Annotated in this window: 25 protein-coding genes and 1 tRNA gene; 4 read left to right on the forward strand and 22 right to left on the reverse strand. The window is 60.3% G+C overall.

What is annotated here, in order from left to right:
• Positions 1–2: 2 nt before the first annotated feature.
• The 4 genes from C437_RS02270 to gnd form a co-directional block, all read right to left on the reverse strand.
• Entirely contained in the window at positions 3–887 is an 885-nt protein-coding gene (locus C437_RS02270) for an NAD(P)H-binding protein (RefSeq protein ID WP_004515253.1), read from the reverse strand.
• 149 nt (positions 888–1,036) lie between these two features.
• Positions 1,037–1,109: transfer RNA gene (locus C437_RS02275), tRNA-Arg, on the reverse strand.
• 45 nt (positions 1,110–1,154) lie between these two features.
• On the reverse strand, positions 1,155–1,739 hold the full coding sequence (locus C437_RS21035) for a 2Fe-2S iron-sulfur cluster-binding protein (RefSeq protein WP_004515254.1): 585 nt from the start codon (positions 1,737–1,739) through the stop codon (positions 1,155–1,157).
• 127 nt (positions 1,740–1,866) lie between these two features.
• Positions 1,867–2,766: a phosphogluconate dehydrogenase (NAD(+)-dependent, decarboxylating) gene (gene gnd / locus C437_RS02285; protein WP_004515255.1), complete on the reverse strand. Its 900-nt coding sequence runs from the start codon at positions 2,764–2,766 to the stop codon at positions 1,867–1,869.
• Between the two features lie 271 nt (positions 2,767–3,037).
• Here gnd and C437_RS02290 point away from each other — a divergent pair, with 271 nt between their 5' ends.
• Complete coding sequence (locus C437_RS02290) at positions 3,038–4,135, forward strand: aminopeptidase (RefSeq protein ID WP_004515256.1); 1,098 nt, start codon at positions 3,038–3,040, stop codon at positions 4,133–4,135.
• A gap of 268 nt (positions 4,136–4,403) precedes the next feature.
• Here the strand turns inward: C437_RS02290 and flaJ are convergent, their stop codons facing one another.
• From flaJ to C437_RS02380, 18 genes are all read right to left on the reverse strand, one after another.
• On the reverse strand, positions 4,404–6,152 hold the full coding sequence (flaJ, locus tag C437_RS02295) for an archaellar assembly protein FlaJ (RefSeq protein WP_004515257.1): 1,749 nt from the start codon (positions 6,150–6,152) through the stop codon (positions 4,404–4,406).
• A 2-nt stretch (positions 6,153–6,154) separates the two neighbouring features.
• Positions 6,155–7,828, reverse strand: a complete 1,674-nt coding sequence (locus C437_RS02300) for a type II/IV secretion system ATPase subunit (RefSeq protein ID WP_004515258.1) — start codon at positions 7,826–7,828, stop codon at positions 6,155–6,157.
• A gap of 14 nt (positions 7,829–7,842) precedes the next feature.
• Positions 7,843–8,604 (reverse strand): ATPase domain-containing protein, encoded by a 762-nt coding sequence (locus C437_RS02305; RefSeq protein WP_004515259.1) that lies wholly within the window; start codon positions 8,602–8,604, stop codon positions 7,843–7,845.
• Positions 8,601–9,053: a CARDB domain-containing protein gene (locus C437_RS02310; protein WP_004515260.1), complete on the reverse strand. Its 453-nt coding sequence runs from the start codon at positions 9,051–9,053 to the stop codon at positions 8,601–8,603. Before C437_RS02310 ends, C437_RS02305 begins: the two co-directional genes overlap by 4 nt.
• Position 9,054: 1 nt before the next feature.
• Positions 9,055–9,492, reverse strand: coding sequence for a flagellar protein F (locus tag C437_RS02315; protein ID WP_004515261.1), 438 nt, complete (start codon positions 9,490–9,492; stop codon positions 9,055–9,057).
• Positions 9,476–11,134: a FlaD/FlaE family flagellar protein gene (locus C437_RS02320; RefSeq protein WP_049919574.1), complete on the reverse strand. Its 1,659-nt coding sequence runs from the start codon at positions 11,132–11,134 to the stop codon at positions 9,476–9,478. Before C437_RS02320 ends, C437_RS02315 begins: the two co-directional genes overlap by 17 nt.
• A 241-nt stretch (positions 11,135–11,375) precedes the next feature.
• Positions 11,376–11,897, reverse strand: a complete 522-nt coding sequence (locus C437_RS02325) for a chemotaxis protein CheD (RefSeq protein ID WP_004515263.1) — start codon at positions 11,895–11,897, stop codon at positions 11,376–11,378.
• Positions 11,897–13,114 (reverse strand): chemotaxis protein CheC, encoded by a 1,218-nt coding sequence (locus tag C437_RS02330; RefSeq protein WP_004515264.1) that lies wholly within the window; start codon positions 13,112–13,114, stop codon positions 11,897–11,899. Before C437_RS02330 ends, C437_RS02325 begins: the two co-directional genes overlap by 1 nt.
• Complete coding sequence (cheY, locus tag C437_RS02335) at positions 13,115–13,474, reverse strand: chemotaxis protein CheY (RefSeq protein WP_004515265.1); 360 nt, start codon at positions 13,472–13,474, stop codon at positions 13,115–13,117.
• A gap of 86 nt (positions 13,475–13,560) precedes the next feature.
• On the reverse strand, positions 13,561–15,642 hold the full coding sequence (locus tag C437_RS02340; protein WP_004515266.1) for a hypothetical protein: 2,082 nt from the start codon (positions 15,640–15,642) through the stop codon (positions 13,561–13,563).
• On the reverse strand, positions 15,639–16,121 hold the full coding sequence (locus tag C437_RS02345) for a hypothetical protein (RefSeq protein ID WP_004515267.1): 483 nt from the start codon (positions 16,119–16,121) through the stop codon (positions 15,639–15,641). The genes C437_RS02340 and C437_RS02345 overlap by 4 nt, the downstream gene beginning before the upstream one ends.
• Positions 16,122–16,248: 127 nt before the next feature.
• Positions 16,249–16,824 carry a DUF7500 family protein gene (locus C437_RS02350; protein ID WP_004515268.1) on the reverse strand — a complete coding sequence of 192 codons (576 nt, stop codon included), beginning with the start codon at positions 16,822–16,824 and terminating at the stop codon, positions 16,249–16,251.
• Between the two features lie 89 nt (positions 16,825–16,913).
• On the reverse strand, positions 16,914–17,540 hold the full coding sequence (locus C437_RS02355; protein WP_004515269.1) for an archaellin/type IV pilin N-terminal domain-containing protein: 627 nt from the start codon (positions 17,538–17,540) through the stop codon (positions 16,914–16,916).
• Positions 17,541–17,860: 320 nt separating this feature from the next.
• Entirely contained in the window at positions 17,861–18,484 is a 624-nt protein-coding gene (locus C437_RS02360; protein ID WP_004515270.1) for an archaellin/type IV pilin N-terminal domain-containing protein, read from the reverse strand.
• 356 nt (positions 18,485–18,840) lie between these two features.
• Positions 18,841–19,116: a DUF7521 family protein gene (locus C437_RS02365; protein WP_004515271.1), complete on the reverse strand. Its 276-nt coding sequence runs from the start codon at positions 19,114–19,116 to the stop codon at positions 18,841–18,843.
• A gap of 83 nt (positions 19,117–19,199) precedes the next feature.
• Complete coding sequence (locus C437_RS02370; protein ID WP_004515272.1) at positions 19,200–19,535, reverse strand: ArsR/SmtB family transcription factor; 336 nt, start codon at positions 19,533–19,535, stop codon at positions 19,200–19,202.
• Positions 19,536–19,691: 156 nt separating this feature from the next.
• Positions 19,692–20,417: an RAD55 family ATPase gene (locus C437_RS02375; protein WP_004515273.1), complete on the reverse strand. Its 726-nt coding sequence runs from the start codon at positions 20,415–20,417 to the stop codon at positions 19,692–19,694.
• Positions 20,418–20,505: 88 nt separating this feature from the next.
• Positions 20,506–20,940, reverse strand: coding sequence for a chemotaxis protein CheW (locus C437_RS02380; protein WP_004515274.1), 435 nt, complete (start codon positions 20,938–20,940; stop codon positions 20,506–20,508).
• Positions 20,941–21,110: 170 nt separating this feature from the next.
• Here C437_RS02380 and cheB point away from each other — a divergent pair, with 170 nt between their 5' ends.
• From cheB to C437_RS02395, 3 genes are read left to right on the forward strand one after another with little or no spacing between them, the layout of a single operon-like run.
• Positions 21,111–22,217 (forward strand): chemotaxis-specific protein-glutamate methyltransferase CheB, encoded by a 1,107-nt coding sequence (gene cheB, locus C437_RS02385; RefSeq protein ID WP_004515275.1) that lies wholly within the window; start codon positions 21,111–21,113, stop codon positions 22,215–22,217.
• 2 nt (positions 22,218–22,219) lie between these two features.
• Positions 22,220–24,211, forward strand: a complete 1,992-nt coding sequence (cheA, locus tag C437_RS02390) for a chemotaxis protein CheA (protein WP_004515276.1) — start codon at positions 22,220–22,222, stop codon at positions 24,209–24,211.
• A complete protein-coding gene (locus C437_RS02395) occupies positions 24,208–25,017 on the forward strand; it encodes a CheR family methyltransferase (protein WP_004515277.1) in 810 nt (269 codons plus the stop codon). Before cheA ends, C437_RS02395 begins: the two co-directional genes overlap by 4 nt.
• Positions 25,018–25,021: the final 4 nt, after the last annotated feature.

Below are 25,021 nucleotides of genomic sequence, written 5' to 3' on the forward strand. Positions count from 1 at the left end.
GCCTACGACGCCATCAACGACCGCCGAACGGCGTCCTTGATCGGCGTCTGGTCGATCGGCACGACATCCTGCAGGTCCATCGCCGGGTCGACCGTGACCGGGTTCCGCATACTCTCGGCCAGCGGCCGGGCAATGGCGTACTGTACGTCTGTCGTGAAGCGAAGCCAGTGCGAGGACAGGCCCGGCGTCATCACCGGCACAGGGATGATGAACACCCGCTTGCCCTTCTCCGCCGCGGTGAGTTTCAGCAGCGACTCGTAGGACCACACCGATGGCCCGCCGATATCGTAGGTCTCACCGCGGGTCTCGTCGGCATCGAGTAACGCCACGAGGTAGCTAATCGCGTCGTCGACACCGATGGGTTGACACGGCGTTCGGACCCACTTCGGGACGAGCATCAGCGGCAGGCGGTCGGTCAGGTCGTTGACGATCCGGAAGCTCGCGCTCTCCGGACCGATGATGACCGCCGCCCGGAGTACTGTCAGGTCGAACGACCCTTCGGCAAGCACCGATTCGACTTCGCGCCGCGACGCCAGATGGGGCGAGAGGTTCTCCTCGTCACCGCTGATACCGCTGAGATAGACGACCCTGTCGACGCCCGCAGCCGACGCCAAGTCGGCGAACCGACGGGCGTAGCGACGGTCTAGCTCGGCAAAGTTCTCGGACGTGAGCGAGTGGATGAGGTAGTACGCTACGTCGATATCATCACAGAGCCCGTCAAGAGAGTCTGGGTCGCCGAGGTCACCCTCGAACGGCTCGACCCCATCAGGAAAGGATTCCTCGCTCGCGCTCCGGGAAAACGCGACCACGTCGTGGCCTGCGTCGTTCAGGGCACGAACCAGTCGCTGTCCGATGAATCCGGTCGCACCCACGACAAGCACACGCATGTGTTCGTACCTTGTGTCGGAACCTCAAGGACGTTGCGGCGATTCCCGTCCCGTGACAGTCAACAGAGCTGTGAGAGACAGCGCACGGTCGCGGGCGTCGCTTGCATCGCCCGTGTGTACCTACGTTCTCGCTGCCGGTTCGCTGAAAACGGGCGGCGAGGGATTTGAACCCCCGACCATCTGGTCCGGAACCAGGCGTTCTGTCCGCTGAACTAGCCGCCCACAAGAAACGCTATCAGACTGTCCGTCTTAACGATTGTGAACCCGTCAGGGCGACTCGCCAGTCTCGATCGTGAACTCGCTGGTCGGGTACGCGACACAGGTCAGACAGTACCCCTCTTCCATGTCGTCGTCCATCAGCGAGTCGTTGTTGCTGTGACGGATGTAGTCCTCGGCTGGACCGTCCTCGATATGGCCGGCACAGGAGATACACTGGCCCTCGCGGCAGGCGTAGGGGAGGTCCCAGCCTTCCTCTTCGCCGGCGTCGAGAATCGTCTCGTTGTTGGCGACCTCGATTGTCTCACCCTCCTTGGCGAATTCGATTTCGTAGTACTCGACCTCGTCGTCGGCGATGTCGTCGGGGTCGAAGCCTTTGTCCTCTTCTTCGACCTCTTCGCCCTCGCCGAGTTCGCCTTCGGCCTCACCAGCCGGAATCGCTGTGGCACCGCCACCGCCGATAGAGCGGTTGTACGGCTCCGGGAAATCTGTCTCGGGGACTGTCGCGGCTCGCTGCTCCAGAACCTCCTGAGAGATATCTTCCGGTGCCTCCCAACCGGTCCCTTTGGCGTAGTGGAGCGCGACCACTATCAGGGTAAGCGTGGCCCCGGCGGCGAGTCCAACGAGTTCTACCATGTATCCGGCTATGGAATACTGGTTTAATTAGCTGTTGTTTCAACGCGCGAGCACCGTCGACACCGCTTGACGGAGCGGCCCACGGCCCGAAACGATGACACAGAAAGTAACCGCAATCGGCGATGGTCTACTCGCGGCGCGGGACCTCGTGGCGACCGAAGCCGTATCGGAGGCGGCTGGCGAGGCGGCGCGAGAAGCGACCGTCGTCGGCCCGCGAACCGAACCGCTCTGCAAGCGACTGGTAGATGAGCGGCACTGGGACTTCCTGTTCGAGCGCCTCCTGTACGGTCCAGGTGCCGGTCGACCCGCCTTCGACGCGGTCGGCCACGTCGCCGAGGTCGTTGCCCTCCTCGCGGAACGCCTCCTCGCAGAGTTCTAGCAGCCACGAACGGATGACGGCCCCGTTGTTCCAGGTGTTGGCGACGGATTCGAGGTCGAGGTCGTACCGGCCGTTTGCCAGCAGTTCGAAGCCCTCGCCGTAGGTCTGCATCAGCGCGTACTCGACGCCGTTGTGGACCATCTTGACGTAATGGCCCGAGCCCGCCGGCCCCATCCGGTCGTGGCCGTCGGGGCCGGTCGCGACGGCGTCGAAGACGGGAACCAGTTCGTCGTAGGCCCACTCCGGGCCGCCGACCATCAGCGAGAAGCCCAGTTCCGCACCGGCGGGACCGCCAGAGGTGCCACAGTCGAGGTAGGCCGCATCAGTCGACTCGGCACGGCGAACTGAATCTTCAAAGTAGGAATTACCGCCGTCGACCACAACGTCGTCGCCGTCGAGTGTCGGGGCCAGTTCGTCCAGCGCGGCGTCGACCGGGTCCCCCGCCGGGACCATCAGCCAGATGCGTTTTTCCGAGCCGAGTTTCTCCGCGAGGTCGGCGATAGATGATGCCGGTCGAGCCCCGGCGTCTGTCGCGTCGGCAACACTCTCCTCGTCGATGTCGAAGACGACGACCTCGTGGCCGGCTTCGAGTACGCGGTCGACGACGATGCGGCCCATGCGTCCGAGTCCGATGACGCCAAGTTCCATACAGGGGGGTCGCCGACCGAACAGGTAGGGGTTGCGGTTCGACAGAAAAGCGTGGCACGAACACCACCCGTGCCGTCGTCAGTCACGGCGCCGTCACCAACCAACTGCCTTGGAAGTGGTCGTGGGAAGCAAGCAATTGCCACGTAGTGCTGTCCCGTACTGCACCGGACACTCCGGCTCTGGAACGCAAAAAATCTACGGAATACAATCACATCATACATGATATCCCGAGGACCACCGCCGTTTTGGTTCGGCCACTCCTGCTGAGAATATGGACGAACGCATACGCGAACACGCTCGTATTCTTGTCGACTGGAGCGCTCGCATCGGCGCGGGCGATGACGTGGTCGTGGCCGTCGAGGACGGCGCTCACGACCTCGCAGTCGCTGTGGCCGAACAGCTTGGCGACCGCGGCGCGAACCTCCTGTCGACGTACCAGTCCGACGAACTCACGCGAGCCTATCTGCAGGCCCACGATGAGTCGTTCACTGAGGACCCCGAGTACGAACTGGCGCTGTACGAACAAGCCGACAGCGTACTGTTCCTGAAGGGGTCGTGCAACACCACCGAGACAGCCGACGTTGGCAGTGACCAGCGGCAGGCGTACTCCAGGTCCCGACAGGCAATCCGGGAGGCCCGGCTGGACACCGACTGGGTATCGACACAGCACCCGACGCGGGCGATGGCCCAGCAGGCCGGGATGGCCTACGCCGACTACGAGGACTTCGTCTACGACGCGACGCTGCGTGACTGGGAGGCACTGGCCGAAGAACAAGCCAAGCTGAAAGACATTCTGGACGACGGCGAGGCGGTCCGTCTCATCACCGGCGGGACGGACCTCACGCTGTACATCGACGACCGCCTTGCCGTCAATTCCGCTGCCAGCGTGGCCTACGACTCGCACAACCTCCCCTCGGGCGAGGTGTTCACCGCGCCCTACGACACCGCCGGCGTCGTCACCTTCGACGTGCCGATGACGATACAGGGGCGCCGCGTCAAGAACGTCGAGCTGACGTTCAAGGACGGCGTCGTCGTCGACTGGTCGGCCGAGCAGGGCGAGGCGGTCATCGATGAAATCATCGGGACTGACGGCGGCTCCCGCCAGCTGGGCGAGCTCGGCATCGGAATGAACCGTGGCGTCGACCGCGTCACCGACAACATCCTCTTCGACGAGAAGATGGGCGGAACGGTCCACCTCGCGCTCGGGCGCGCGTACGACGCCTGTCTCCCCGAAGGTGAGTCCGGCAACGACAGCGCCGTCCACGAGGACCTCATCACGACGATGGGCGAGGGGTCGCGGCTCGAAGTCGACGGCGAAATCGTCCAGCGAGACGGCGTGTTCCGGTGGGAAGACGGCTTCGAGGGGTAGCTGTCGCAGTACCCCCGTGCGGCAGGCCGGGGAGTCGTTGTCGCAGTGCTGGGGGCCGGGAGCGCCCTGTGTGGCGCGACCCGGGGAAAGGCAGGTCTGCTGAAGACTGTGCTGATGCTGTTGTGATGTCCCGCGAGCCCAGCGAGCGGTTTCACTCCGAGCGCGGCCGCAGGCCGCGACTCGGAGGTCGTTTTTAGCGTATATTTTTGCAAGGGGGTTCCCGCAACGCCGCAGGCGCGAGGAAACCCCCTGCAGTAAAAAGGGACCCTCAGATTGAGAGAAACTGCGACACCAGCCACTTCGTGAACGTCCCGGTAACCGCGCCGATCCACGTGAGCATAACGAAGTGCATGTAGGTGTTGGCGTTGTGGCCGCCGTCGACAGTTCGAATCATCAGCGACGACAGCATCGCGCCGAACATAATAATGATAATGAGCAGGAACTCTATGAGCGGAATGTTGTAGACGCTCGTGTTGATAAGCGAGGCGGCGTCAAGACGGCTCCCGGTACTCAGGTTCAGCGACATACCGGCGAGGATGTTGACGACCTGCAGGCCGATGAAGAAGGCGAAGGTTGAGGCAGCGGTCATCCCGTAGAGGAGGCCGACGAGCGTCGTCGCCGCCTGCTTGCGCTTCTGGCGGAGCTGCAGCACCTGATTCATGTTCTCGGAGATGAGTTCGCCCAGTTGCTTTGGCGACCCACCCATCTCGCGGCCGATGAGATACATCTCTGAGAAGGTCTGGATGAGGTAGGACCGGCAGTCGGCAGTGAAAAAGCGCCAGGCAGATGTCGGCTCGATCCGCATATTCAGCCGCTTGTAGAGGTTGTCGATGTTCGGAGAGAGCGCGCCGAAGTCCTTCTTGCGGAGGGTGCGAAGCACCGCGCCGGTCGTTGACTGTTTCGCGCCTTCGGTCGCACCAAGCGCGCGGATGAAGTTCGGGAACTCCGAGTCGCGGTCCTTGATACGCTGTTCTTCCTGCCGGAAGACGAGACCGGGGATGATCATCGGCGTGATCGGCGCAGCAGCATACATCGGCAGCGGCACTTCGTCGAACATGAAAAAGAGGTCGTTCAGCGTGACCGGCGAGATACCGAGCATCCCGCCCAGCGTGATGAACACGAGCAGCATCGACAGCCCCACACCGGCAGCCATCGACTTGTTGAGCTTGGACTCGATCGGCGACGGGTAGTCGACCGGGTGGAACCACACCGGGTCGTAGGGAGCCATCGAGCGGATAGCGAGGTAGAAGCCGGTCTGGACGAACACGAACATCACAATGACGGCGCTGACGGTCATCGTCGGGTTCGTTCCGGTCAACACCGGCAGCACGACAGCGAACACCAGCGCGAACGTCATCGAGAGAATCATCGACAGATAGAGGTCTTTCATCACCTCTAAACTGTCGAGCGAGCTCTTGTACACCGTCGAGTAGTGCTGGATAATCTGTTCCTGTTCGGTCAGGAGATAGTCGTCGAGTCCTTGACCGGCCCCAAGCGTGTACGCGAGGCGGTCGAAGAAGTCCGAAACGGCGCGGCTCGGGACCTGTTTGGCACGGCGGCGGCAGGCGTCGTCGAGGCTCAGGTTCCAGGTATCGACCAGCTGGACGATACGGTGCATCTCCATCGCGAGTTCGCCGTACTCATCCTCCTTGGCCAGCGTGCGAAACACCTCCATCCGGTCGATTTTCGTCGTCGCCAGCACGGTCATGTGGGTGATAAGCAGGTGAAACCGGTTGTTGAGCTCGCGCTTGCGCTGGCTCAGGAGGATTTTCGGGTAGAAAATCGCCGACGCCATCACGAGAAAGCCAAGCAGGGGAATCGGCGCCCGGACTGCAAAGGGCTGCTCTAACAGCAGGGCAACGACCGTCGAGATGATGAAGAAGGCAACGGCTGGCAGCAGGATGAGGAAGAGATACCGCTCCAGCGGGATGGTCATCTGGCGGTAGGACTCAACGAGCGACTGGAGCGTCTCGGATATCGTCAGATCGAGGTTGCTCTCGGCTTCGCCCTGTGCCATCGTTAGTCGGGCCTTGCTATGTTGAACGGAATCCCTTCGACGCCGTCACGCTGGAAGTCCGAGATGAAGTCGTTGACCTCGTGATACCCCAGAATGCCCTCCTGAATGGCCCGTTCGATGAGGTTCGCACGGAACTCGAGGTCGTCGTAGATGTCACGCGTGTCCTCGTACCCCAGAAGGGTCGCAATCTGCTCTTCGAGGACGAAGGAGTTGTTCATCCCCTGGAAGATGATCTCGTCCTCGACGGGGTCCCAGTTGAACACCTGCCGGGTGACGACACCGTCCATCTCCTTGGAGTACCCCTCTATCTCCTGAACGCTCGTCACGCGGCGAAGGACCTGATCGCCCTGCTTGACGCGGTTCTGGAACAGGGCTACGTCAGCCACGTCCATGAACGTCTCGGGGACGTTGATGGGTTCGCCGGTGAAGCGCTGAATCATCGAGACGATGTCGCTGGCGTGGAAGGTCAGCATTACCGGGTGGCCGGTCTGGGCGGCCTGGAATGCCATCCGTCCCTCCTCGCCACGAACCTCCCCCACGATGATGTAGTCCGGGCGGGAACGAAGCGCGGCGGCGACCAGGTCGAACATGTCGATGCTGGTCCCCTCGTCTTCGCCCTCACGAGTCAGGAGTTGCTGCCAGGTGTTGTGCGGGGGCAGCACTTCGGCGGTGTCCTCCGCGGTGTAGATCTTCGCGTCGTCGGGAATGAACGAGGTGATGGCGTTCAGCGTCGTCGTCTTCCCGGACGCCGTCTCCCCGACGACGAACACGGTCTGTTCGTTCTCCAGACAGAGCCAGAGATACGCGGCCAGTTGCGGCGACAGCGTCATCCACTTCGTAATCTGGAAAATCGAAAGCGGAACGTCGTCACCCTGACGGATTGTGAGCGAGGGTCCTTTCAGGCTCACGTCGTCAGAGTAGATGAGATTCAGACGCGACCCGTCCGGGAGCGTCGAGTCGACGATGGGGTCCGAGTCGGAGACCGGGTCGCCCATCCGCTCGCCCATGTTACGGAGCCACTGGTCGAAGGCCTCCTCGCTCTGCCACTCGACAGTCGTTTCCAGCATGCCGTAGACCCCGTGGTCGACGTGGCACTCGCTGCGGCCGATAACGTGAATGTCCTCGTTAGCCGGGTCGCGCATGACCGGTTCGAGCGGGCCGAGGCCGACGATGTCGCGGTTCAGCCGGTAGAGGATGTTTTCGTAGGTCTCCTGCGTGACTTCGACGCTGCTCACATCGGTCAGATTCGACAGACGTGTCAGGACGCCGCTGTCGCTGTCTTCGTCCCGGACCTTGGTCGTCTCTTGCAGGAGTTCCTCGATACGGTCGTCGAACTGGGCCTCGTTCTCCGGCGCGGGCTTGTTGACGCTACGCTGGAGCAGACGGTTGCGGACCTTCCCGAAGACGGCCCGCTCGTCCTCGTCGAGTTCCGGCTCGATGGCGTAGTACTTCATGTCCTGACCCACGTCGCCGTAGATATGACAGAAGATGGGGCCACCGACCGGGTAGAGCACGTTCGGCCGGTTCGTCTCGTACTCGTCGTCGGCCTCGTCGATGAGCATCGGGAACTCACCGGTGATCTGCTTGAACTTCTTCAGGTGGTCCCGCAGGTGGGGCCGTCGCGCTGCCATCTGTCGAAGTTCGTCCGACGGTTTCGCACGTCCGTGGTCTGTCATATCTTATGTCACCTCTAGGCGACGCTCCGTGATTCGATGACGATGCCGGTTCCCGAACGGACCGAGAACCCGATGGTGTCACCGACCTGTTCGCCCATACCGGCGAATCGGAGGACGTTGATCTGCCGGCGCACGTCGTTGCCGACCTCGATCATCTCCAGTTCGATGAACACGTCGGCGATGGCCCGGAACGGACCGATAGCCTCCTCGTCCAGCGTCGACGGGTCGACGGTGAGCATGATGCATTTGCCCTGTGAGATGACATCACGGAAGTACGAGATGACCTCCAGAGCGGCCTGTCGTTCCTCGTTTTGCCGGACAAGGGCCTCGAATTTGGGGTCGTTCCGGAGGATGGCGTCGAAGGTGTCGATGACGACGACATCGGCGTCCCACATCACCTCGGCCTCCATCAGCCGTTTGAGGAGTTCCTTCCGGTCTGATTGTTCGTCACCGCCAGTGAGGGCGTTCGATTCGCCGATGTCGGCGTGCAGGAACAGCACGTCCTCGTCGAGGATGTGGTCGACCATGTCATAGGACAGCGAGTGCATCTGGTCGAGGAAGCTCCCGACAGTCAGCTCCGTCGAGAGGTACGTCACTTCGTGTCCCTCCTCACAGAGGCCGTAGGTGAACCGCTGGCTCATGGCGGATTTCCCGGCTCCGTAGTCACCCTCGACGAGGATGATACTGCCGGGTGGGATACCGCCGCCCAGTTCCTTGTTCAGCCGGTCGTGGTCGTCCAGTCCAAGCGAGAATAGGTCAGTACTTGCGATACTCATGTGTTGAACTCCAACACCTCCTCGTCGCCGTTGACAATCAGCTTGAGACGGTGGTCGCCGCTGCTGAGGTTGTCGTTGATGTCGATACGGACGACCTCACCGGGCCGCCAAGAGTTGCCACCGTCCGGCTCCAGTGTCACCGTGTAGTCACTGGCGAAAACCCCATCGACGAACAGGTCCAGCTGTCCGGGAACTGGGGCCAACGTTTCCGAGCCAGTGTTTTTGACGTGGACAGTGATTGTGTCGCTGCCGCTATCGTAGATGGTGTCGCTGCCGCTGTCGGAGATTATTTCCACATCGGTCCGGACGTCGCTGCTCACGTCCAGCCCCTGTTCCGAGACAGCGTTGCTCAGTTCGCCGATACTGCTCGTGAACACGCCGGCCACGCTCGCAGCGATGGCCATCGACGCGATGAACAGGATCAGGTGTGAGACGGAGACGCTCGCCATGTTAGCTCACCACCATCGTGTCGGCGATACCGTTCTCGGTGACGACTTTCACCCGGTCAGGCTGGCTACTGAGCGAGGAGACGGTAATCGTCAACCGCTCCTGTGACGCCCAGATGTCAGTCGAGCCGTCACCGTCGACGGTCGTTCCGTAGCCGGTGCGGTAGTCGTTGTCGACCAGCAGGTCGGTTGCTTCGACCGACAGCGTCTCAGAGCCGGTGTTGTCGATGGTCACGACGAGGTCTTTTTCTCCGCTGCTGTTCCACGTCGCCGACACAAGCGAGATGTCGGTGTTCTGCTGGTCGAGCAGTCGGTCACGCTGGTCCTCGCGGGCGTCGTTGACGCGCTCGAAGCTGTTCGCGGTCGCGGAGTAGAACATCCCGAAGCCGATGAACGCAGCCACGAAAATGACGGCTGCCGAGCCGCTAACGCTGAATCCCATCGGAACCACCTCCCACCAGTTTCGAGAGCGCAACGGCGTCAGCGCCGCTGTCACTGTCAAGCTGCGAGATGTAGTGCAGGCTCTCCGTGTGGTGGTCGATAGACAGCCCGTCCCCGGTATCGTTCACGTTGTCGAAGCCGCGGAGGTACTCCTTGAGCTGGTCCGCGACCGACTCGTCGATCCAGTCGATGGTCTCGTAGTAGTCGATAGCGCGGGCCGTTTCACGGTACCCCGAGTGCTGGACCAGGAACTCCAGCCACTCGACGATGATGAGGTCCGCTGCGAACCCTTCCGGCATCGTCGACAGGTACGGCTTGCCGTCGTCGTCCGCGTCTGCGTCTGAGCCGTCGTTTACCGCTGCCTCATCGTTGCTCCCAGTCGCCGCCGTATCAGTCTGTGTGGCAGTCGGTTCGGGGTCTGATTCGGGTTCTGGTTCGGGTTCCGGTTCGGGCTCAGTCTCGGTGACTGGGTCCGGTTCCGGTTCGGGCTCTGGTTCTGGGTCAGCTTCCGTAGCCGCCTCGGCGTCGTCGAGCCCGTCGTCCTCGATGACCTCGTCAAAGAGGTCGTCGTCTTCCAGCCCGCCTGCATCGCCGCCGTCATCATCTTCAGCCAGCAGGTCGTCGTCCTCGTCGGCCAGCAGATCATCATCGTCATCTGCAAGCAGGTCGTCATCATCGTCCGTTTCGTCCGCAGGTTCCTCACCCTCGGCCCACTCGGCGTCGCCGGATTCGTACTCGTCTTTGAGCTCTGCGAACGATTTGCCGCCGTCGCCGTCGTCGCTGTCCTCGTCCATACTCTCCCCGTCGTCCATACTCATCCCATCGTCCATGCTCATGTCGTCCTCCGTGTCGTCGAAGTCGTCGAACTCCTCGTCGAACGACCCGCCGTCGTCCTCAAAGCCGCCCATGTCGTCGCCACCGTCGTCGGGAAACATATCGTCGACACCGCCGTCGTCCATCGACATGTCACCGCCAGTGTCCTCGGTCAGGTCCTCGTCGAAGAACCCTTCTGCATCGGCGTTGGCGACATCGTCGTCGATATCCTCTTCAGCATCATCGCTCCCATCATCGTCGAACAGGCCGAAGGAGCCACCGCCCTCGCCCATGCCGCCCATACCGCCGTCGACATCGTCGGCGAAAGGGTTGACGCCACGGGTGACCATCTCGTAGATGTCGAGCAGCTTCCGGACGTTCTCCTCGGTTTCTTCGACAGACTCGGAGATGCTCTCGTTTTCCGTCCGCACCGTGTTGACCGTCGAGGAGAGGCTGCCGACCTCGTTTTCCAGTTCTTCGAGCCGGTGTTCCAGCTCGTCAGTGTCGGGCCCGCTGGCGTCCTCCATGTCGCCGAACTCGTCGTCACCGAACCCACCCATGTCGTCGCCGCCGTCGTCGAGCCCGCCGAGGCCACCGAGATCGTCGCCACCGCCGTCGTCAGCCATCAGACCACCGCCGTCGGCCATTTCGCCGCCACCGTCGTCCTCGCTCGTGTTCCCGCTCTCGTCGTCCGACAGAATCGAGTCGAACATATTCTTGATGCTCATACCAACCAGCCCGCCGGTCAACAGGACAAAGAGGGCGGGAGCCAGTCCAACCAGTTCTGGTGAGACGGCTGGAGCCAGTGGCACGAGAGCGGGACTACTCATCTTTTGTATCTCATGCCGTTTCTACTCTTGAATATTCCCCTTAGCGTATCATATTTGATAATAATATCCCATTTTCCCGGCTAAGATACGGTAAATTAACAACCCAAGTACTAGCCTATTACATTTCAGATTAATTTCAGTCAGACGGCCGGGGAACAGATCGATTCAGTGCGCCCCCGGCAGACGAACGGCTGTCGTCCGTCTGACGCCAAACGTCAGGCACGAGTGCCGCTCGCGACCGTCACAGTGTTATCGAATCCGTGTTCGCGCTTTTGACGATGAAATCACCGGTGTCAGCTTCGAGTTTGACTGACCGGCCGTGGTCACCGCCGAGGTCTTCGCCGACAACGGGAACACCGTGTTCGTCAAGCGTCTCGCGCACCTTCTTGGCGTTTCGCGACCCGATAGAGGAGCCGCTCTCTGAGAAATCGAGCATATCGCTCCCACCGGCAATTTTCGCTTCCATCGCCTCCGTCGACGCCCCGGCGTCCGCCATGGCTTCGATGAGTGCGTCGATCCCTGTGTCCGCGAACTTCGCATGGTTACCGCCGTCGATATCAGCTGCCGACGGAAGCATGACGTGAACGAGCCCGGCCACTGTGTTCCGGGTGTCGTATATCGCAATCCCGATACAGGAACCGAGCCCGCTCGTGGTCAGCACGGCCGGTTCGGTGGTCACCTTGTACTCGGCGATACCGACCTTGATACGCTCGGGCGGACTTTGTTCGGGGCTCTCTGTTTGGCTACCATCGTATACTTTCATTATTTGAATATCTGTTCGACATCCGCGCCCGTCTCGGTCGCCCGCTCGACATCAAGGTCGTTGAGGGCAGCGCGCAACTCTTTCTCGTTTGGCAGGGCGTGAATCTCTGCCTGGAACTCGATGTCGTCGGTCTGCATCTGTGAGTCGATGATGAACGCGTGCTCCTGATACTGTCCGACCTGCGCCGCAAGCGGGTCGATAATCGCCCGCCCCATGTCGTGGACGACCTGTGGCGGCGTGTGTTCGACCGATGTCTGAAGGACATTCGCCCAGCCGTCGACGAACCCGCTCGTCATGATGTTTCCCAGCTCCTCAATGGCAGCTTTGTGTTGGTCGGTTAGCTCGTCGCTGTCCATTTCGATGGGCATCATTGCCTCCGCGACGTTGATTGCAGAGACCTCATCGAACAGTACCATCAGGTAGCCACTGGGCGTCCCGGTGAACTCGACGACCGTCCCGACAAAGGTGTCCGTGCCGATCTGTTTCGGCACGTCTTCGATGGGGGCGAAGCTGATCTGTGTCACCTCCGACTCGGTCGGAATACCGGTCATCATTTCGACGTTGTCAGCGGCTTTCTGGGTGCCGCGGGTCGTCATCTCGTTGAACGTCTGGAGCTTGTCGATGGGGATTGCGTCGCCGTCCGTGTCGACGTGCTCTACCATCATCTCCGTGAGCGACTCGTACTCAGGGAGCATGTAGATGTAGAAGTTCACCGACTCGTCGATCCATTCGATCTCCGATTTGAACACGAACACCTGCTGGTGGTCGGCGTCTACGGGTGCATCTGGGAGCACGTCACTGCCGGACTCCTCGACATAGGTCGGCGGCGAATGGTCGATGGTCGCACCGACGTAGTCGGCCCACCCGTCGATGAACCCGCTCATCATGATGTTGCCGATCTCCTCGATACAGCTTCTGGCCATCGCCTCGTCGTCACTGCTACCGGGCATCATCTCCTCGGTGATCGTTCCAGCGCTGTCGACGTCGAAGGCAAGCACAGTATCGCCCTCCAGAACACCATCGAAGGAGAACTCGACTCCGACGAAGTCCCGGCCGGCCAGTTCCTCCCCGACATCTGCTCTGTCAAGCAGCGTGATTTTGGTTACGTCGACGACGGCATCGATACCCGTCATCTGGCCCATCGACTGCGTGGCCTGTTCAGCCCCCTCGTGAGCGAGTTGGTTGAACGTGCCAAGCGACTGAATATCGACGTTCATTTATGAGGGAACGACGTCCTCGATAGCCTCCATCACACTGGGTTTCTGGAACGGCTTGGTGATATACCCGTCAGCCCCCGCTTTCACCGCCTCCTTCATTTTCTCTTCCTGGCCAACGCTTGTGCACATGATGACGTTCGCATCCGGATTAGAAGATTTAATCTCGTCTGTGGCTTCGATGCCATCCCGGATCGGCATCACGATATCCATCATCACCAGGTCTGGACCCTCTTCTTTGAACACTTCGACAGCTTCGACTCCATTCTCGACCTCTCCAACGATCTCGTGATCTTCTTCGAGGATCTCGCGGAGGAGGTTACGCATAAACTCTGAATCGTCGGCGATCAGTACGTCTGGCATGCCTATCAAGCCTACATATCGTGATGAGTTAGATAAAGGTGTCCCGTAAATTATCGCGTGTGATATCGGTGGGTCCTGAAACCCAGTTACACCGCGGGGAGATGCGGCATGAGAACGCGAATGAAATCGAGCGCAAAGGGGCCGTACTGGAAGTACACGAGCCCCGAAAGGAGAACGTACGCTGTCGTCAGTCCCGCCGGGAGTGCCAGACCCAGAACGACCACTCTGGACGGGACCCTGTCAGGGGCAAGTGTGCGGCCCAGCACAGCCCCAGCACAGACAACAGCCCCTCCGAGATTGAGCAGTGCGTGGAACTGTACCGCCTCTCCGAGCGCCAGATCAAGTCCGGCAACGACACCGAGTCCGAGGACGAGGCCACCGATCGTACTCACAGCGTACCCGCCGGCAAGCCACCACCTCGCGTCGCTGGCGGTTTCGTGGACGGCTGGAATCCGAACGAGTCCGTACATGATGAGCGGGACCGTCGGCAGCAGATAGCGGACTGTGAGCTGTGTGTGCAGCGGCAGGCGGCTCAGATAGACGAGCGTGAATACAGCTGCGAGGGCCGCGACAAGCATATCCGTCTGTGTTCGAGGCGAATACTGCGACGGACGGACGCCCAACTGCCGTATTCGTCGACTGGCTGAGCGAACCAGAACCGCGGGAAGTGCCGCGACCGCGCCGAAAAGTGGGACGGCCTCAACCATTGTGAGTTCAATCGCCTCGTAGGAATTAGGAGCGTAGTTGATCCGTGGTGCAGCGCCGCTCCGCAAGAAGATCTGTGACAATCGCTCGGGAGTGGTCAGTACGCCGACACCAAGACGGACTGCATCCGAGACGAAGACCATCGCGGGTGCCGCGGATTCCATGATTCGTTCGAACAGGGCGAGAGCCGGTGTAATGATCGGCGTTCCGCCATCACTTCCCGTTCCGCCATCGCTTCCTGTTCCGCCATCGCTTCCCGTTCCGCCATCGCTTCCCGTTCCGCCATCGCTTCCTGTTCCGCCATCGCTTCCTGTTCCGCCATCGCTTCCTGTTCCGCCATCACTTCCCGTTCCGGTACCCCCAGTACTGCCGGACCCGCTACCGCCACCCGTTCCGGTATCGCCGCCGGTCTCGGGTGTGAACTCGACGTTCGCACCTCCGACAGCGGAGAGCAACCGCGGCGGCTTGACTGGGTTACCGGATATAAGATAGTTCGTGATGAGCATCGGGAGGGATCCGAGGAAGAGCGCGAGGCCGATAACAGCGAGGTGGATGAACGAATTTCGCCTTGCGGTGACAAGGTCCACAATGGCCAGAATCACCACGAGGAAAAATCCCTCGAAGGCATGAGTCCAAGTTACCAGGCCAGCGGCAACGTACGCACCGGCGCGAAAGCCGAGCCCACGCCGAAATCTGGCGTCAGCATACGCAACTCGGCTCCGAGCAAACAGGTACACCGTCGTCAGTATCAACAGTCCTACCAGAACGTGCCGTTTCGGAAGCGAAGCCCAGAATCCGACAGACGAGGCGATACCGATTGCGACACCAGCCGCCAAAGCGACCGGGCGGTCGTGCCAGATTCCGACGAGGCGATAGAGAACGACACCGGTCGTTGCTGCTGCAAGCATTGTCGATATCTGGAACGCAGCTATCGGGAGCGCAGTGTCCGGAAGGGCTGTCGCTGTCAGCGCACCGGTCAGAAACAGGACGGCGACGAGACCGCTACCGACCCACAGAACAGTTCGACCGGCGGTGTCGGTGTGGCGCTGCCCGAGCACGCTGACGTGAGAGACAAAAGCGAGCGCAGTGCCCGACCAGAGTCCGAGGAGCAATAGCCGGGGGGTGATGAACACGGACAGCGCCTGGAGTGCCCAGACCAGCGGGACAGCCAGCAGGATCTGGCCGTAGTTTCGCCCGTACAGCATGCCACCGGACTTGTGCAGGCCCGGTTGTGCGCCAAGTGTCAGGGTGTACGGCGTCTCCGTGATGTGGAGCTGCCCGTTCGAGACAGCGACGAGCGCGTTGGCAGTGGTGTACGTGTCCGTGATGAAAATGCCGACGCGCCAGTAGAGCCCGAACGTAACGAGCAGGCCGAGCCAGAGGACGTAGCCGTAGCGGTCACCGAACACAGTCTTTCCAAACTGTCGGCAGCTGCCAGTGAACCACTCGGCGTCTCGGGTCATCGCTCCACCTGCACTGTCACGTTTTCGGCAACAATTGTCTCAGCAGTTTCGAAGCTCTGTACCCGAAGCAGGACAGTGCCCCTGTACACGTCCCGCTCCAGTGACGACGGTGGTACCGCCCTGTCTCCGGGTGCGAGTCGGTACGTTCCAGACTGACCTTCCGAGAGGACCCGCTCATCTTCGCGGGAAATGTTGAGTGCAGGAACTGCAACCTGATATAACAGCCTTGGACGGCCCGTCACGGAGTCGACGGTCACACTGGCATCGGGTACTCGGAGATACGCAACATTCGTGCCGAACCGACCGTCCGTGATCCGTATCTCTGACGTGGGCAGTTGTACGGAACTGATAGCCGCCGTCCCGTCACCGATAGTCGTCGGCTGTGTCCTGACAGCGTCGACGCCGACGAGCGGTCCCGTCACGACGAGCGTTACCAGAACAAACAGGGCAACGACCATCGGCGGTTGGCGCGGGACCATTATCTACCCTACACACTGCCGTGCCCGGATTTAAATCCCTCGTCGGTTGGACACACTGCTGTCCCTGTCATCACGGTAGCTACCCGATTACAGGTCGTCGTTCGGCAACGACGTATAACAGGCCGTATCAGAGTTCGGCGCCGTCGGCATCCTCGACGGCCTGTAAGAGATCGGCGATGGAATCGTCCGGCGTCAGTTGTGTCGACCGGACGAGCTGCTTGATGACCGCTGGCGGGTATCGAACTGGCACGTTTGATTCCGACAGCAAGATACCCAGCACTTCTTCGACCGGTGTCGACCCGTCCATCTGGCGACCGTACCAGAGCATAAAGCTCTCGAAAACCGTGACAATGTCGTTGGAGGCAAGCTGTTGCTGGTCGACATCGCCGTCGAACTTCGCGGTCACGTCGAAGCCATATCTGGCGTTCGAGTCGGCCATCTGTTCGGCAAGCCACTCGTGGACGTTCGCATCGGAGAACTCAGGAGCCGACGGCTCCGGGTCTGGTGCAGGAGACGGCGGTGATTCAGACGCCGAATCCGATGAGACCTGGTTCCCGTAGGAGTCGTCAGTGCGGACATCCGACGAAACGACGTAGCGGCCCTCGTCGATTTCAGTGACGTGCTCGTCGTCGGCGATATCGAGCTCTTCGGGCGAAAGTACCTTGCCCTCTTCCGGATTCGGTTCATCTGACCGCCGAGCCATAGATACTAGTGTGTGAGGCTATCGTATAACTCCGTCGCTGGTCAGGGTGGAGAAAAGAGAACGGCGTCGAATCAAATAGATGACCGAGTTTAGAGGCTGACTGCGGAGTTACCAGACAGAGTCTCCGGGACGACCAGTCGGGCGGTCGTCGTGCCACCGGACTGAGTGTTCAGTCGAACCGTCGCCGTCTCACCCTCACCGAGACCGTCACCGTCACCGCTTCCGCGGATTAGCTCGGCACTGAAGACGATTGTCGCGCGGTCAGACGGGTCGTTCAGGACCTGGCTTCCCGAAATCGAGTCGTCGTCGTCCTGCACATCAGTGACAGCGAAGGAGGACCCGTCAGGATCCGGGGTGCCACTGTAGCCGGACGAGGTTAGGTCGTAAGACCCAGTAGAGTCGACCCACTGGGCGATCGTACTGCCGATGTCGATGTTCCCCGCACCGGGTGCCTTCTTCACCGTCAGCTTGACCGTGTTGATCGTGCTGCTGGACGACTGGATGTCTTCACCGACGGCGTTGACGAGCTGTAGTCGGTTCGTCACTTGGTCACTGCTCTGTTGTCCGGTTTCCTCGGCGCTGCTCTGGAGGAAGCCAGCCGTGTTAATCAGGACGCCCGCAGCAATGGCGGCGACCAGCACCATCGCGATGAACACGATGAGGGTGCCGATACCGACCTGCCCGCGGTCGTCATCATTCGTTAGTTCCGTTAGCATTGTTGATCCGGGTCTGTCTGACCCTATCTGTTGACTCTTTTCACGGGTAATAATATCTCCTCTCAAATTATAGGTATTGATAACCGAGTCACTGATAGCTGTAAGTAACAGCTTCAGCGGTTGAAACCGGTATTTGTTCGAAAATAGACGGGAACTGGATTCTATTTCTGAGAGTAGCAGTCAACAGAGTTTGTGACCAAAATAAATGACTGTGTATGTGGCGGAGCCAGTATTGTGTCGCAGCTATCTGATGGAAAGCACGCAGAAAGCAGAAATTTGCTATGAGTATGTCAGCAGTCGAAATTGAAAGGGACGATGCGTTACAGCGAGACCGCAGAGTTACCAGACAGAGTCTCCGGGACGACCAGTCGGGCGGTCGTCGTGCCACCGGACTGAGTGTTCAGTCGAACCGTCGCCGTCTCACCTTCACCGAGGCCATCGTCAGCAGCGCCACCGCGGATCGCTTCAGCGCTGAAGATAATAACAGCTCGGTCGGACGGGTCGTTCAGAACCTGGCTTCCCGAAATCGATCCGTCATCGTCTTGGATGTCAGCGACGGAGAACTCGCTCGCGCCCGGGTCGCCGTCATAGGTGCCTTCGTAGGTAAGGTCGTACGAGCCACTGGAGTCGACCCACTGAGCGATTGTACTGCCGATGTCGATGTTCCCCGCACCGGGTGCCTTCTTTACGGTAAGCTTGACCGTGTCGATCGTGCTGCTGGACGACTGGATGTCTTCACCGACGGCGTTGACAAGCTGCAGTCGGTTCGTCACTTGGTCACTGCTCTGTTGTCCGGTCTCCTCGGCGCTGCTCTGGAGGAAGCCGGCCGTGTTAATCAGGACGCCCGCGGCGATTGCGGCGACCAGCACCATCGCGATGAACACGATCAGGGTGCCGATACCGACCTGCCCGCGGTCGTCGTCGTTCGTTAGTTCCGTTAGCATTGTTAATCCGGGTCTGTCTGACCCTATGCAACCGTTCTTTTCGTCAGTAATAATACCTCCCCCCAAATTATTTGACTTGATAACGGTATTCTGAGGGGCTGTGAAGAGTATTTGCCAGAAGAACGTCTGTTATTTGGCCCAGAGAAGATGATCGAGCCGCGTCGCCTCTAAGAATCAGATTTAATCACGTCCCAAAGTCGGTATCAGCGATAGAAATAATGGTTGGCGTGTAGTTCGAAGGTGTGTTGAGTTTCGCTGGAAGGGGGCAATATAGAGAAAGGAGACCTCCAGACCATCGTCGACAGAGAGGCCCGGTCGCGGGCCGGTCGGTCAGGTGGCGTGGCCAAGACACACACTCACTCGTACGTGACGAGACTGTACATTACGAACAGATAGCCAAAGGTCGTCAAGCCACTGTTGACCAGCAGCAACGAGCGAGCACCTTCGAAGTCGTTGATGAATGCGCTAATCATTGTCGCGGCCGCGCCCGCGATTGCGAGCGAAAAGCCCACCGAGAGGTGAAGCATCGCCTGCCGCGATGTCTGGAGGTACGCACGCATGGCCATCCCGACCATTGTCAGTCCGGCCACGACGAACACCAGCGTCGATATGGCATAGAGAAGTTCTATCATCAGCACTGTACAGTGCTACAGCGAACCCGCTATTAAATCCACGCTCGAAAATATCTTTCATGATAACGCCGCGAGGAGGCGTTCTACCGCTCGGATAGAGTCCGCCACGCCTCGTCGAGTTTGTTGGTCACTTCCGACCGTTCCTCGATGTGGACCGTCAGTTCGTCGTCGAAGTCGACCCGGACCTCGTCCACGTTCCGCCGGTACACCTTGATGCGACGGCGGTCGTCAGAGAGGATATTGTCGTGGAGTTCCAGCAAGTCGTGTTCGGTCAGTTCGTCAATGCGTCGGTAGCACGTCGCAATGGGGATTCCGAGTTCGTCGCTGAGCTCCTGTGCGGAAACCGGTTCGTCCGTCGCGTCAAGGATTTCGGCACTGTATTTATTGCCAAGCGTCTGAAGAATCTCCCCTGAATCCATCGTTATCAAATCATAAATTCAGTCGATAATAAAGCTATCGCCTGTGATATCGAGTGAAAGAGAGACAAACACGAACCACAGGACGTTCGTACGGAAACGCCGTTCTGTGTCGCTGTACCCTCCGTTCTACGGAGTAATAATGGGTTTATCGTATCGCTAAATTGGTGATTCTTCCTCGCTCATCATCGAGAAGGCACTGGCGTTCTGGTGGACATCGATACCACCCCGGTCGATCTCCATCGGGTAGATGTCGGTCTCGATGTTTTGCTTTCGCATCTTGGCGACCCAGACGTACCGGTTCACACCGGTGTCAGTCGGTGTCTGGATGAGATAGATGTTGCCGTCGGTCAGATAGTTCTCCAGTCCGATTTCGGTGTCTGGGAAGACAGCCCCCTGTTCGTTGGTCATCAGCGTCGTGAGGCCGCTGTCGCTGAGGATGTCAGTGAACTTCAGGAGATACGTCCGTTTCTCCTTTTCATTTTCGAAGAACAGTTCGAACATGGCAAGGGAATCAAGCACCAGCCGGTCGTAGTCTCCGTCTTCGAGTTCCTCCAGTAGAATATCCAGCGAGGAGGTGAAGTCGTTCTCGCGCAGGAGCACCTGCTTGTCGTACACCTTGATGTCACCGTTGTCGACGTGCTCCTGCCAGTTTTCGAAGCCAAGGGATTCGGCGGCCTCCCGGAGGTCCGACTCATCCTCCTCGAAGGAGAGATAGATGCCATTCTCGTCGTACTTTTCGACGCCGTTGTAGATGTACTGGAGACAGAGGATCGATTTCCCGGCACCGGGGTTACCACTCACCAGTGTCGTCGAGTTCTTCACAATACCGCCGTTCAGAATGTCGTCGAGGCCCTCGATCCCCGTTTTGGTTTGCTCAATCATAGTTTCGGAAGGAACTGAAAGTTGATTAGATACTTCTCTGTCGGGAATGTTAAAAAGTCTTGCTGGTGTGTCGCTAAACGAACCGGAATCAGTCACCAGCGTGGACGATGGCGGGGTCCACCCAGATAACAAAACTGTCATCTCGCTTGATGACACCACGAATCGAGCCGGCGTCGTTCGCGGGGGACCGGTCGACCTGCTCCGGAGTGACCTGCACTACCTGATACACCTCGTCGACGAGCCAGCCGGCCGCGCCCTGTTCTTCGACAATTTCTGGGTCGAACACGATGATTCGCTTCTCCGCGCCCTCGTCCTCGATACCGAAGACGACCTTGGGATCGACGATCGATGTCGTGCGCCCGCGAAGATCCATGACACCACGGACGTGCGGCGGGGCGTTCGGGACGGACGTGAGTTCGCCGATGTCGACGATCTCAGTCACGTAGTCGATACTCACGCAGTACGTTTCCGAGCCGAGCTGGAACTCAAGCACTTGGCCGGTGGTGGCTGACTGTGCTGCCATTGCGGTTCTTATCCACACTGTCGCGGATAGTGGCGCATAAAGCTGCCTGCTGGGCTATCAACTTTGATTACGTGGGCGGAGTATTTATTTCGGGGCCGGACGGGAGTTGGAAGTAGGTATGAGGATGTCTCGTGCACCGATGTCTCCTATCCGACGGGAGCGTTGGTGATATGGCAGATGGTGTCCGCGCCGTGGTCGCAGACGACTCTCACTTCATGCGGAGTGTCATCTCTGATATCCTCAGTGATGGCGGTATTACTGTCGTTGCGCAGGCGCGTGACGGCGAGGAGGCAGTGTCAGCCGTTATCGAACACGAACCGGACGTCGTGACAATGGACGTCGAGATGCCGGTAATGAACGGCATCGAGGCAACGGAGCGCATCATGGCCGAGTCTCCGACACCGGTGTTGATGCTGTCGGCCCACACCGACGAAAACGCCGATGTGACGTTCGAAGCGCTCGATAAGGGTGCGGTCGACTTCTTCACCAAGCCCGGTGGTGAGGTGTCGATGGAGATGTCACGCCTGAAAGACCAGCTGGTCGAGATGGTCAGCTCCGTCGCGGCGGTCGATGTTGGCGCGACGCGCAGCCGCGGCGGGACAAGTAGTGACAGTGGGGCAGCAACAACAGCCAGCGGTTCAGCTACTGGCCGGAGAGAAACCGGGGGTCCGTCGGGGCAGACGGCCTACGTCGCGAACCCGACGCTCGTCATCGGTTCGTCGACTGGCGGCCCGAAAATGGTCGAGCAGGTGATGGAGAACCTCCCCATCGAGGCAGACCTCCGGGTGCTCATCATCCAGCACATGCCCGAAGGATTCACCGGTCGCTTCGCCGAGCGGATAAACACGCGAAGCGACTACGAGGTTCGGGAGGCCACCGACGGGGCACGCATCGGCGGCGGCGAGGGGCTCGTCGCCGCCGGCGACCGCCACATGGTGGTCAAGAACTATCGGAACGGGCGACTGCGGACGAAGCTGACACAGGACGAACCAGTCAACAGCGTCCGCCCGGCCGTCGACGTGACGATGCGGACGGCCGCGGATACAATCGACGACCCGCTCGTCGGCCTCATCCTCACCGGGATGGGTGAGGACGGTGCGGACGGGATTCGACGGATCAAGCAGGCCGGCGGCGAGACCATCGCACAGGACGAGGCCACGTCCGCGGTGTACGGCATGCCAAAGCGTGCCGTCGAGACGGGCTGTGTGGACACTGTCTTGCCTATCGACGACATTGCGGACGGCATCATCGACACGATTACTACTGAGGTGACCTGACAATGGACGACCAGTATTTAGACGCATTCATCCGTGAAAGCGAAGAAGCGATTACCGAACTCAACAACTCACTGCTCGAACTCGAGTCCGACCCCTCCAACACGGAGGCGATGGATTCGATCTTCCGGACAGCCCATACGCTGAAGGGCAACTTCGGGGCGATGGGCTTTGACAACGCTGCGAATCTCGCGCACGCGATGGAGGACCTACTCGACGAGATGCGCCAGGGCGAGATGGAGGTCACACCGGACCTGATGGACCTCGTCTTCGCTGGCGTCGACCAGATAGAGATCATCGTCGGGGAGATCGAAGAACACGGTGAATCGGGGACGGAGACCGACGAAATGGTCGAGGAGCTCCGTGCCGTCCTCGAAGAGGGGGCCGCGGCCGCGGGTGACACCGAACCGGCAGACGACAGCGACTCGTCGGACAGCGACGGTTCGCTCACCACGGACGCCAGCGCCGCCGACGCCGATATCGACGGCGATGCCGTCGACGACCGAGTTCTCCAGGCCGAAATCAGCGTCGGGGAGTCGGATATGCTCGGCGTCGACTCGATGCTTGCCGTCGAGTCCATCGAAGAACGGTTCGACATCCTCGATTCGAGTCCGAGCCGCGCCGATATCGAGGACGGCGAGTTCGAGGACACGTTCGTTCTGTATCTCGACGGTCCCGACGCGGCGACTGTCGACGCGGAACTCGGGACGACCGGGAAGGTCGACAGCTTCGACGTGACCGACGTGACCGACGAACTGGTAAGCGAGGCAGACACCGGCTCCGATGCTGTCGACGAGAGTGTGCCGGACTCTGGTTCGGATTCGGACTCCGACCCGGGTGCCGAAGAGGAACACAGCGTCGACGAGATCAAGTCCGTTCGGGTCGACGTCGACCAGCTCGACGACCTCCACGGGCTCGTCGAGCAGCTGGTCACCAGCCGGATCAAGCTCCGGCGGGGTGTCGAACAGAACAATCTCGATTCGACCAGCGAAACGCTGAACGAACTGGACAAGATCACGGCGAACCTCCAGAACACGGTGATGGACATGCGGCTCATCCCGCTGAAGAAGGTCGTCGGCAAGTTCCCACGGCTCGTCCGGGACCTTGCACGCGAACTCGACAAGGACATCGAGTTCGAGATCGAGGGCGAGGACATCGAACTCGACCGGACAATCCTCACCGAGATATCGGACCCGCTGATGCACATCCTCCGAAACGCCGTCGACCACGGCATCGAACCGCCCGAGGAGCGTGAACAGGCGGGGAAACCGCGTACCGGCCACATAACGCTCCGAGCATCCCGTGAGCGCGACCACGTTATCATCGAAGTCGAAGACGACGGGGCCGGGCTTGACGTGGACGGCATCAGAGAGAAGGCCGTCGAAAAGGGCGTCCGCTCGCCCGAGGAACTGGACGCGATGGACGATTCCGCGGTGTATGACCTCGTGTTCCACCCCGGATTCTCGACAGCCGATGAAGTGACAGACACCAGCGGACGCGGCGTCGGCATGGACGTCGTCCACGACACGGTCTCCCAGCTCGACGGGTCAGTCAGCGTCGACTCCGAACCGGGTGAGGGAACGACCGTCTCACTGCGCCTGCCGGTGACGATGGCTATCGTCAAGGTGCTGTTCGTCAAGGTCGGCGACGAGGAGTACGGCGTCCCCATCAAGAACGTCGACGAGATTACCGGGACGGAGGAGGCGAAACAGGTCAACGGTCAGGAGGTCATCAAACACAACGACGAAATCTACCCGGTCATTCATCTCGACGACACCTTCGACATCGAGGGCGAGACAGCCAACGGCGACGGGATGCTCGTCCGCATCCGTGAATCCGAGCGGCAGGTCGCGCTCCACTGTGACTCGGTCAACAGCCAGGAGGAGGTGGTGGTCAAGCCACTGGAGGGTATCCTCTCAGGGACGCCCGGGCTCTCGGGCACGGCCGTGCTGGGCGACGGGAACATCGTCCACATCCTCGACGTGGTGACGCTATGAACAAAGGTAGCGAGCGCACCTTCGAAGACCTCGTCGAGTTCATCGGCGAGGAGATGGACTTCGAGTCGGGCTTTTACAACGACTCGTATCTCGACCGTCGTATCACCGCGCGGATGCGTCGGACCGACATTGAGGACTACCAGTCCTACCAGCGGCTGCTGGAGCGCGACGACGGCGAGCGCGAGGAACTGCTCGATTCGCTGTCAATCAACGTCACCGGCTTCTTCCGGAATCCGGACGCGTGGGAGCGCCTGCGGCCAGTTCTTCGGGAACTCACGGAAAACAACCGCACGGTCAGGCTCTGGTCGGCCCCGAGCGCCGACGGCCGCGAGCCGTATTCGGCGGCGATGCTGGCACTCGACGATCCCGATATCAACGCCCGGCGGGTTGAGATAACGGCAACGGATATCAATGCCGACATCCTCGAAGAAGCTCGTGACGGGACCTACGCGACCTCCCAGACGACCGACATCGCCGATGAGCTGGAGCCGCTGGACGATTACACGAAGTACATCCAGCAGGACGGCAACACGTTCCAAGTTCGAGACCGCGTCAAGGAGATGGTCACGTTCGAGCAACACGACCTCATCCGGGGCGACCCCAAACGCGATTTCGACCTCGTGTTCTGCCGGAACCTGCTCATCTACATCGATTCGGAGTTCAAAGTCCCCATCTTCGAGACGATCCGCGGGTCGCTTCGGGAGGGTGGGTACCTCATGATCGGCATGACCGAGACGCTGCCCGCGGAGTGTCGGGATTCCTTCGAAGCGGTCGATAAGCGACACCGCATCTACCGGCGTGTGTAGCGAC

This window comes from Haloarcula vallismortis ATCC 29715 (assembly GCF_000337775.1).
Classification (GTDB): domain Archaea; phylum Halobacteriota; class Halobacteria; order Halobacteriales; family Haloarculaceae; genus Haloarcula; species Haloarcula vallismortis.

Coding starts and splice junctions, on each gene's coding strand:
- C437_RS02270 (WP_004515253.1), bottom strand. CDS start 887: ATGCGTGTGCTTGTCGTGGGTGCGACCGGATTCATCGGACAGCGACTG.
- C437_RS21035 (WP_004515254.1), bottom strand. CDS start 1,739: ATGGTAGAACTCGTTGGACTCGCCGCCGGGGCCACGCTTACCCTGATA.
- gnd (WP_004515255.1), bottom strand. CDS start 2,766: ATGGAACTTGGCGTCATCGGACTCGGACGCATGGGCCGCATCGTCGTC.
- C437_RS02290 (WP_004515256.1), top strand. CDS start 3,038: ATGGACGAACGCATACGCGAACACGCTCGTATTCTTGTCGACTGGAGC.
- flaJ (WP_004515257.1), bottom strand. CDS start 6,152: ATGGCACAGGGCGAAGCCGAGAGCAACCTCGATCTGACGATATCCGAG.
- C437_RS02300 (WP_004515258.1), bottom strand. CDS start 7,828: ATGACAGACCACGGACGTGCGAAACCGTCGGACGAACTTCGACAGATG.
- C437_RS02305 (WP_004515259.1), bottom strand. CDS start 8,604: ATGAGTATCGCAAGTACTGACCTATTCTCGCTTGGACTGGACGACCAC.
- C437_RS02310 (WP_004515260.1), bottom strand. CDS start 9,053: ATGGCGAGCGTCTCCGTCTCACACCTGATCCTGTTCATCGCGTCGATG.
- C437_RS02315 (WP_004515261.1), bottom strand. CDS start 9,492: ATGGGATTCAGCGTTAGCGGCTCGGCAGCCGTCATTTTCGTGGCTGCG.
- C437_RS02320 (WP_049919574.1), bottom strand. CDS start 11,134: ATGAGTAGTCCCGCTCTCGTGCCACTGGCTCCAGCCGTCTCACCAGAA.
- C437_RS02325 (WP_004515263.1), bottom strand. CDS start 11,897: ATGAAAGTATACGATGGTAGCCAAACAGAGAGCCCCGAACAAAGTCCG.
- C437_RS02330 (WP_004515264.1), bottom strand. CDS start 13,114: ATGAACGTCGATATTCAGTCGCTTGGCACGTTCAACCAACTCGCTCAC.
- cheY (WP_004515265.1), bottom strand. CDS start 13,474: ATGCCAGACGTACTGATCGCCGACGATTCAGAGTTTATGCGTAACCTC.
- C437_RS02340 (WP_004515266.1), bottom strand. CDS start 15,642: ATGACCCGAGACGCCGAGTGGTTCACTGGCAGCTGCCGACAGTTTGGA.
- C437_RS02345 (WP_004515267.1), bottom strand. CDS start 16,121: ATGGTCCCGCGCCAACCGCCGATGGTCGTTGCCCTGTTTGTTCTGGTA.
- C437_RS02350 (WP_004515268.1), bottom strand. CDS start 16,824: ATGGCTCGGCGGTCAGATGAACCGAATCCGGAAGAGGGCAAGGTACTT.
- C437_RS02355 (WP_004515269.1), bottom strand. CDS start 17,540: ATGCTAACGGAACTAACGAATGATGACGACCGCGGGCAGGTCGGTATC.
- C437_RS02360 (WP_004515270.1), bottom strand. CDS start 18,484: ATGCTAACGGAACTAACGAACGACGACGACCGCGGGCAGGTCGGTATC.
- C437_RS02365 (WP_004515271.1), bottom strand. CDS start 19,116: ATGATAGAACTTCTCTATGCCATATCGACGCTGGTGTTCGTCGTGGCC.
- C437_RS02370 (WP_004515272.1), bottom strand. CDS start 19,535: ATGGATTCAGGGGAGATTCTTCAGACGCTTGGCAATAAATACAGTGCC.
- C437_RS02375 (WP_004515273.1), bottom strand. CDS start 20,417: ATGATTGAGCAAACCAAAACGGGGATCGAGGGCCTCGACGACATTCTG.
- C437_RS02380 (WP_004515274.1), bottom strand. CDS start 20,940: ATGGCAGCACAGTCAGCCACCACCGGCCAAGTGCTTGAGTTCCAGCTC.
- cheB (WP_004515275.1), top strand. CDS start 21,111: ATGGCAGATGGTGTCCGCGCCGTGGTCGCAGACGACTCTCACTTCATG.
- cheA (WP_004515276.1), top strand. CDS start 22,220: ATGGACGACCAGTATTTAGACGCATTCATCCGTGAAAGCGAAGAAGCG.
- C437_RS02395 (WP_004515277.1), top strand. CDS start 24,208: ATGAACAAAGGTAGCGAGCGCACCTTCGAAGACCTCGTCGAGTTCATC.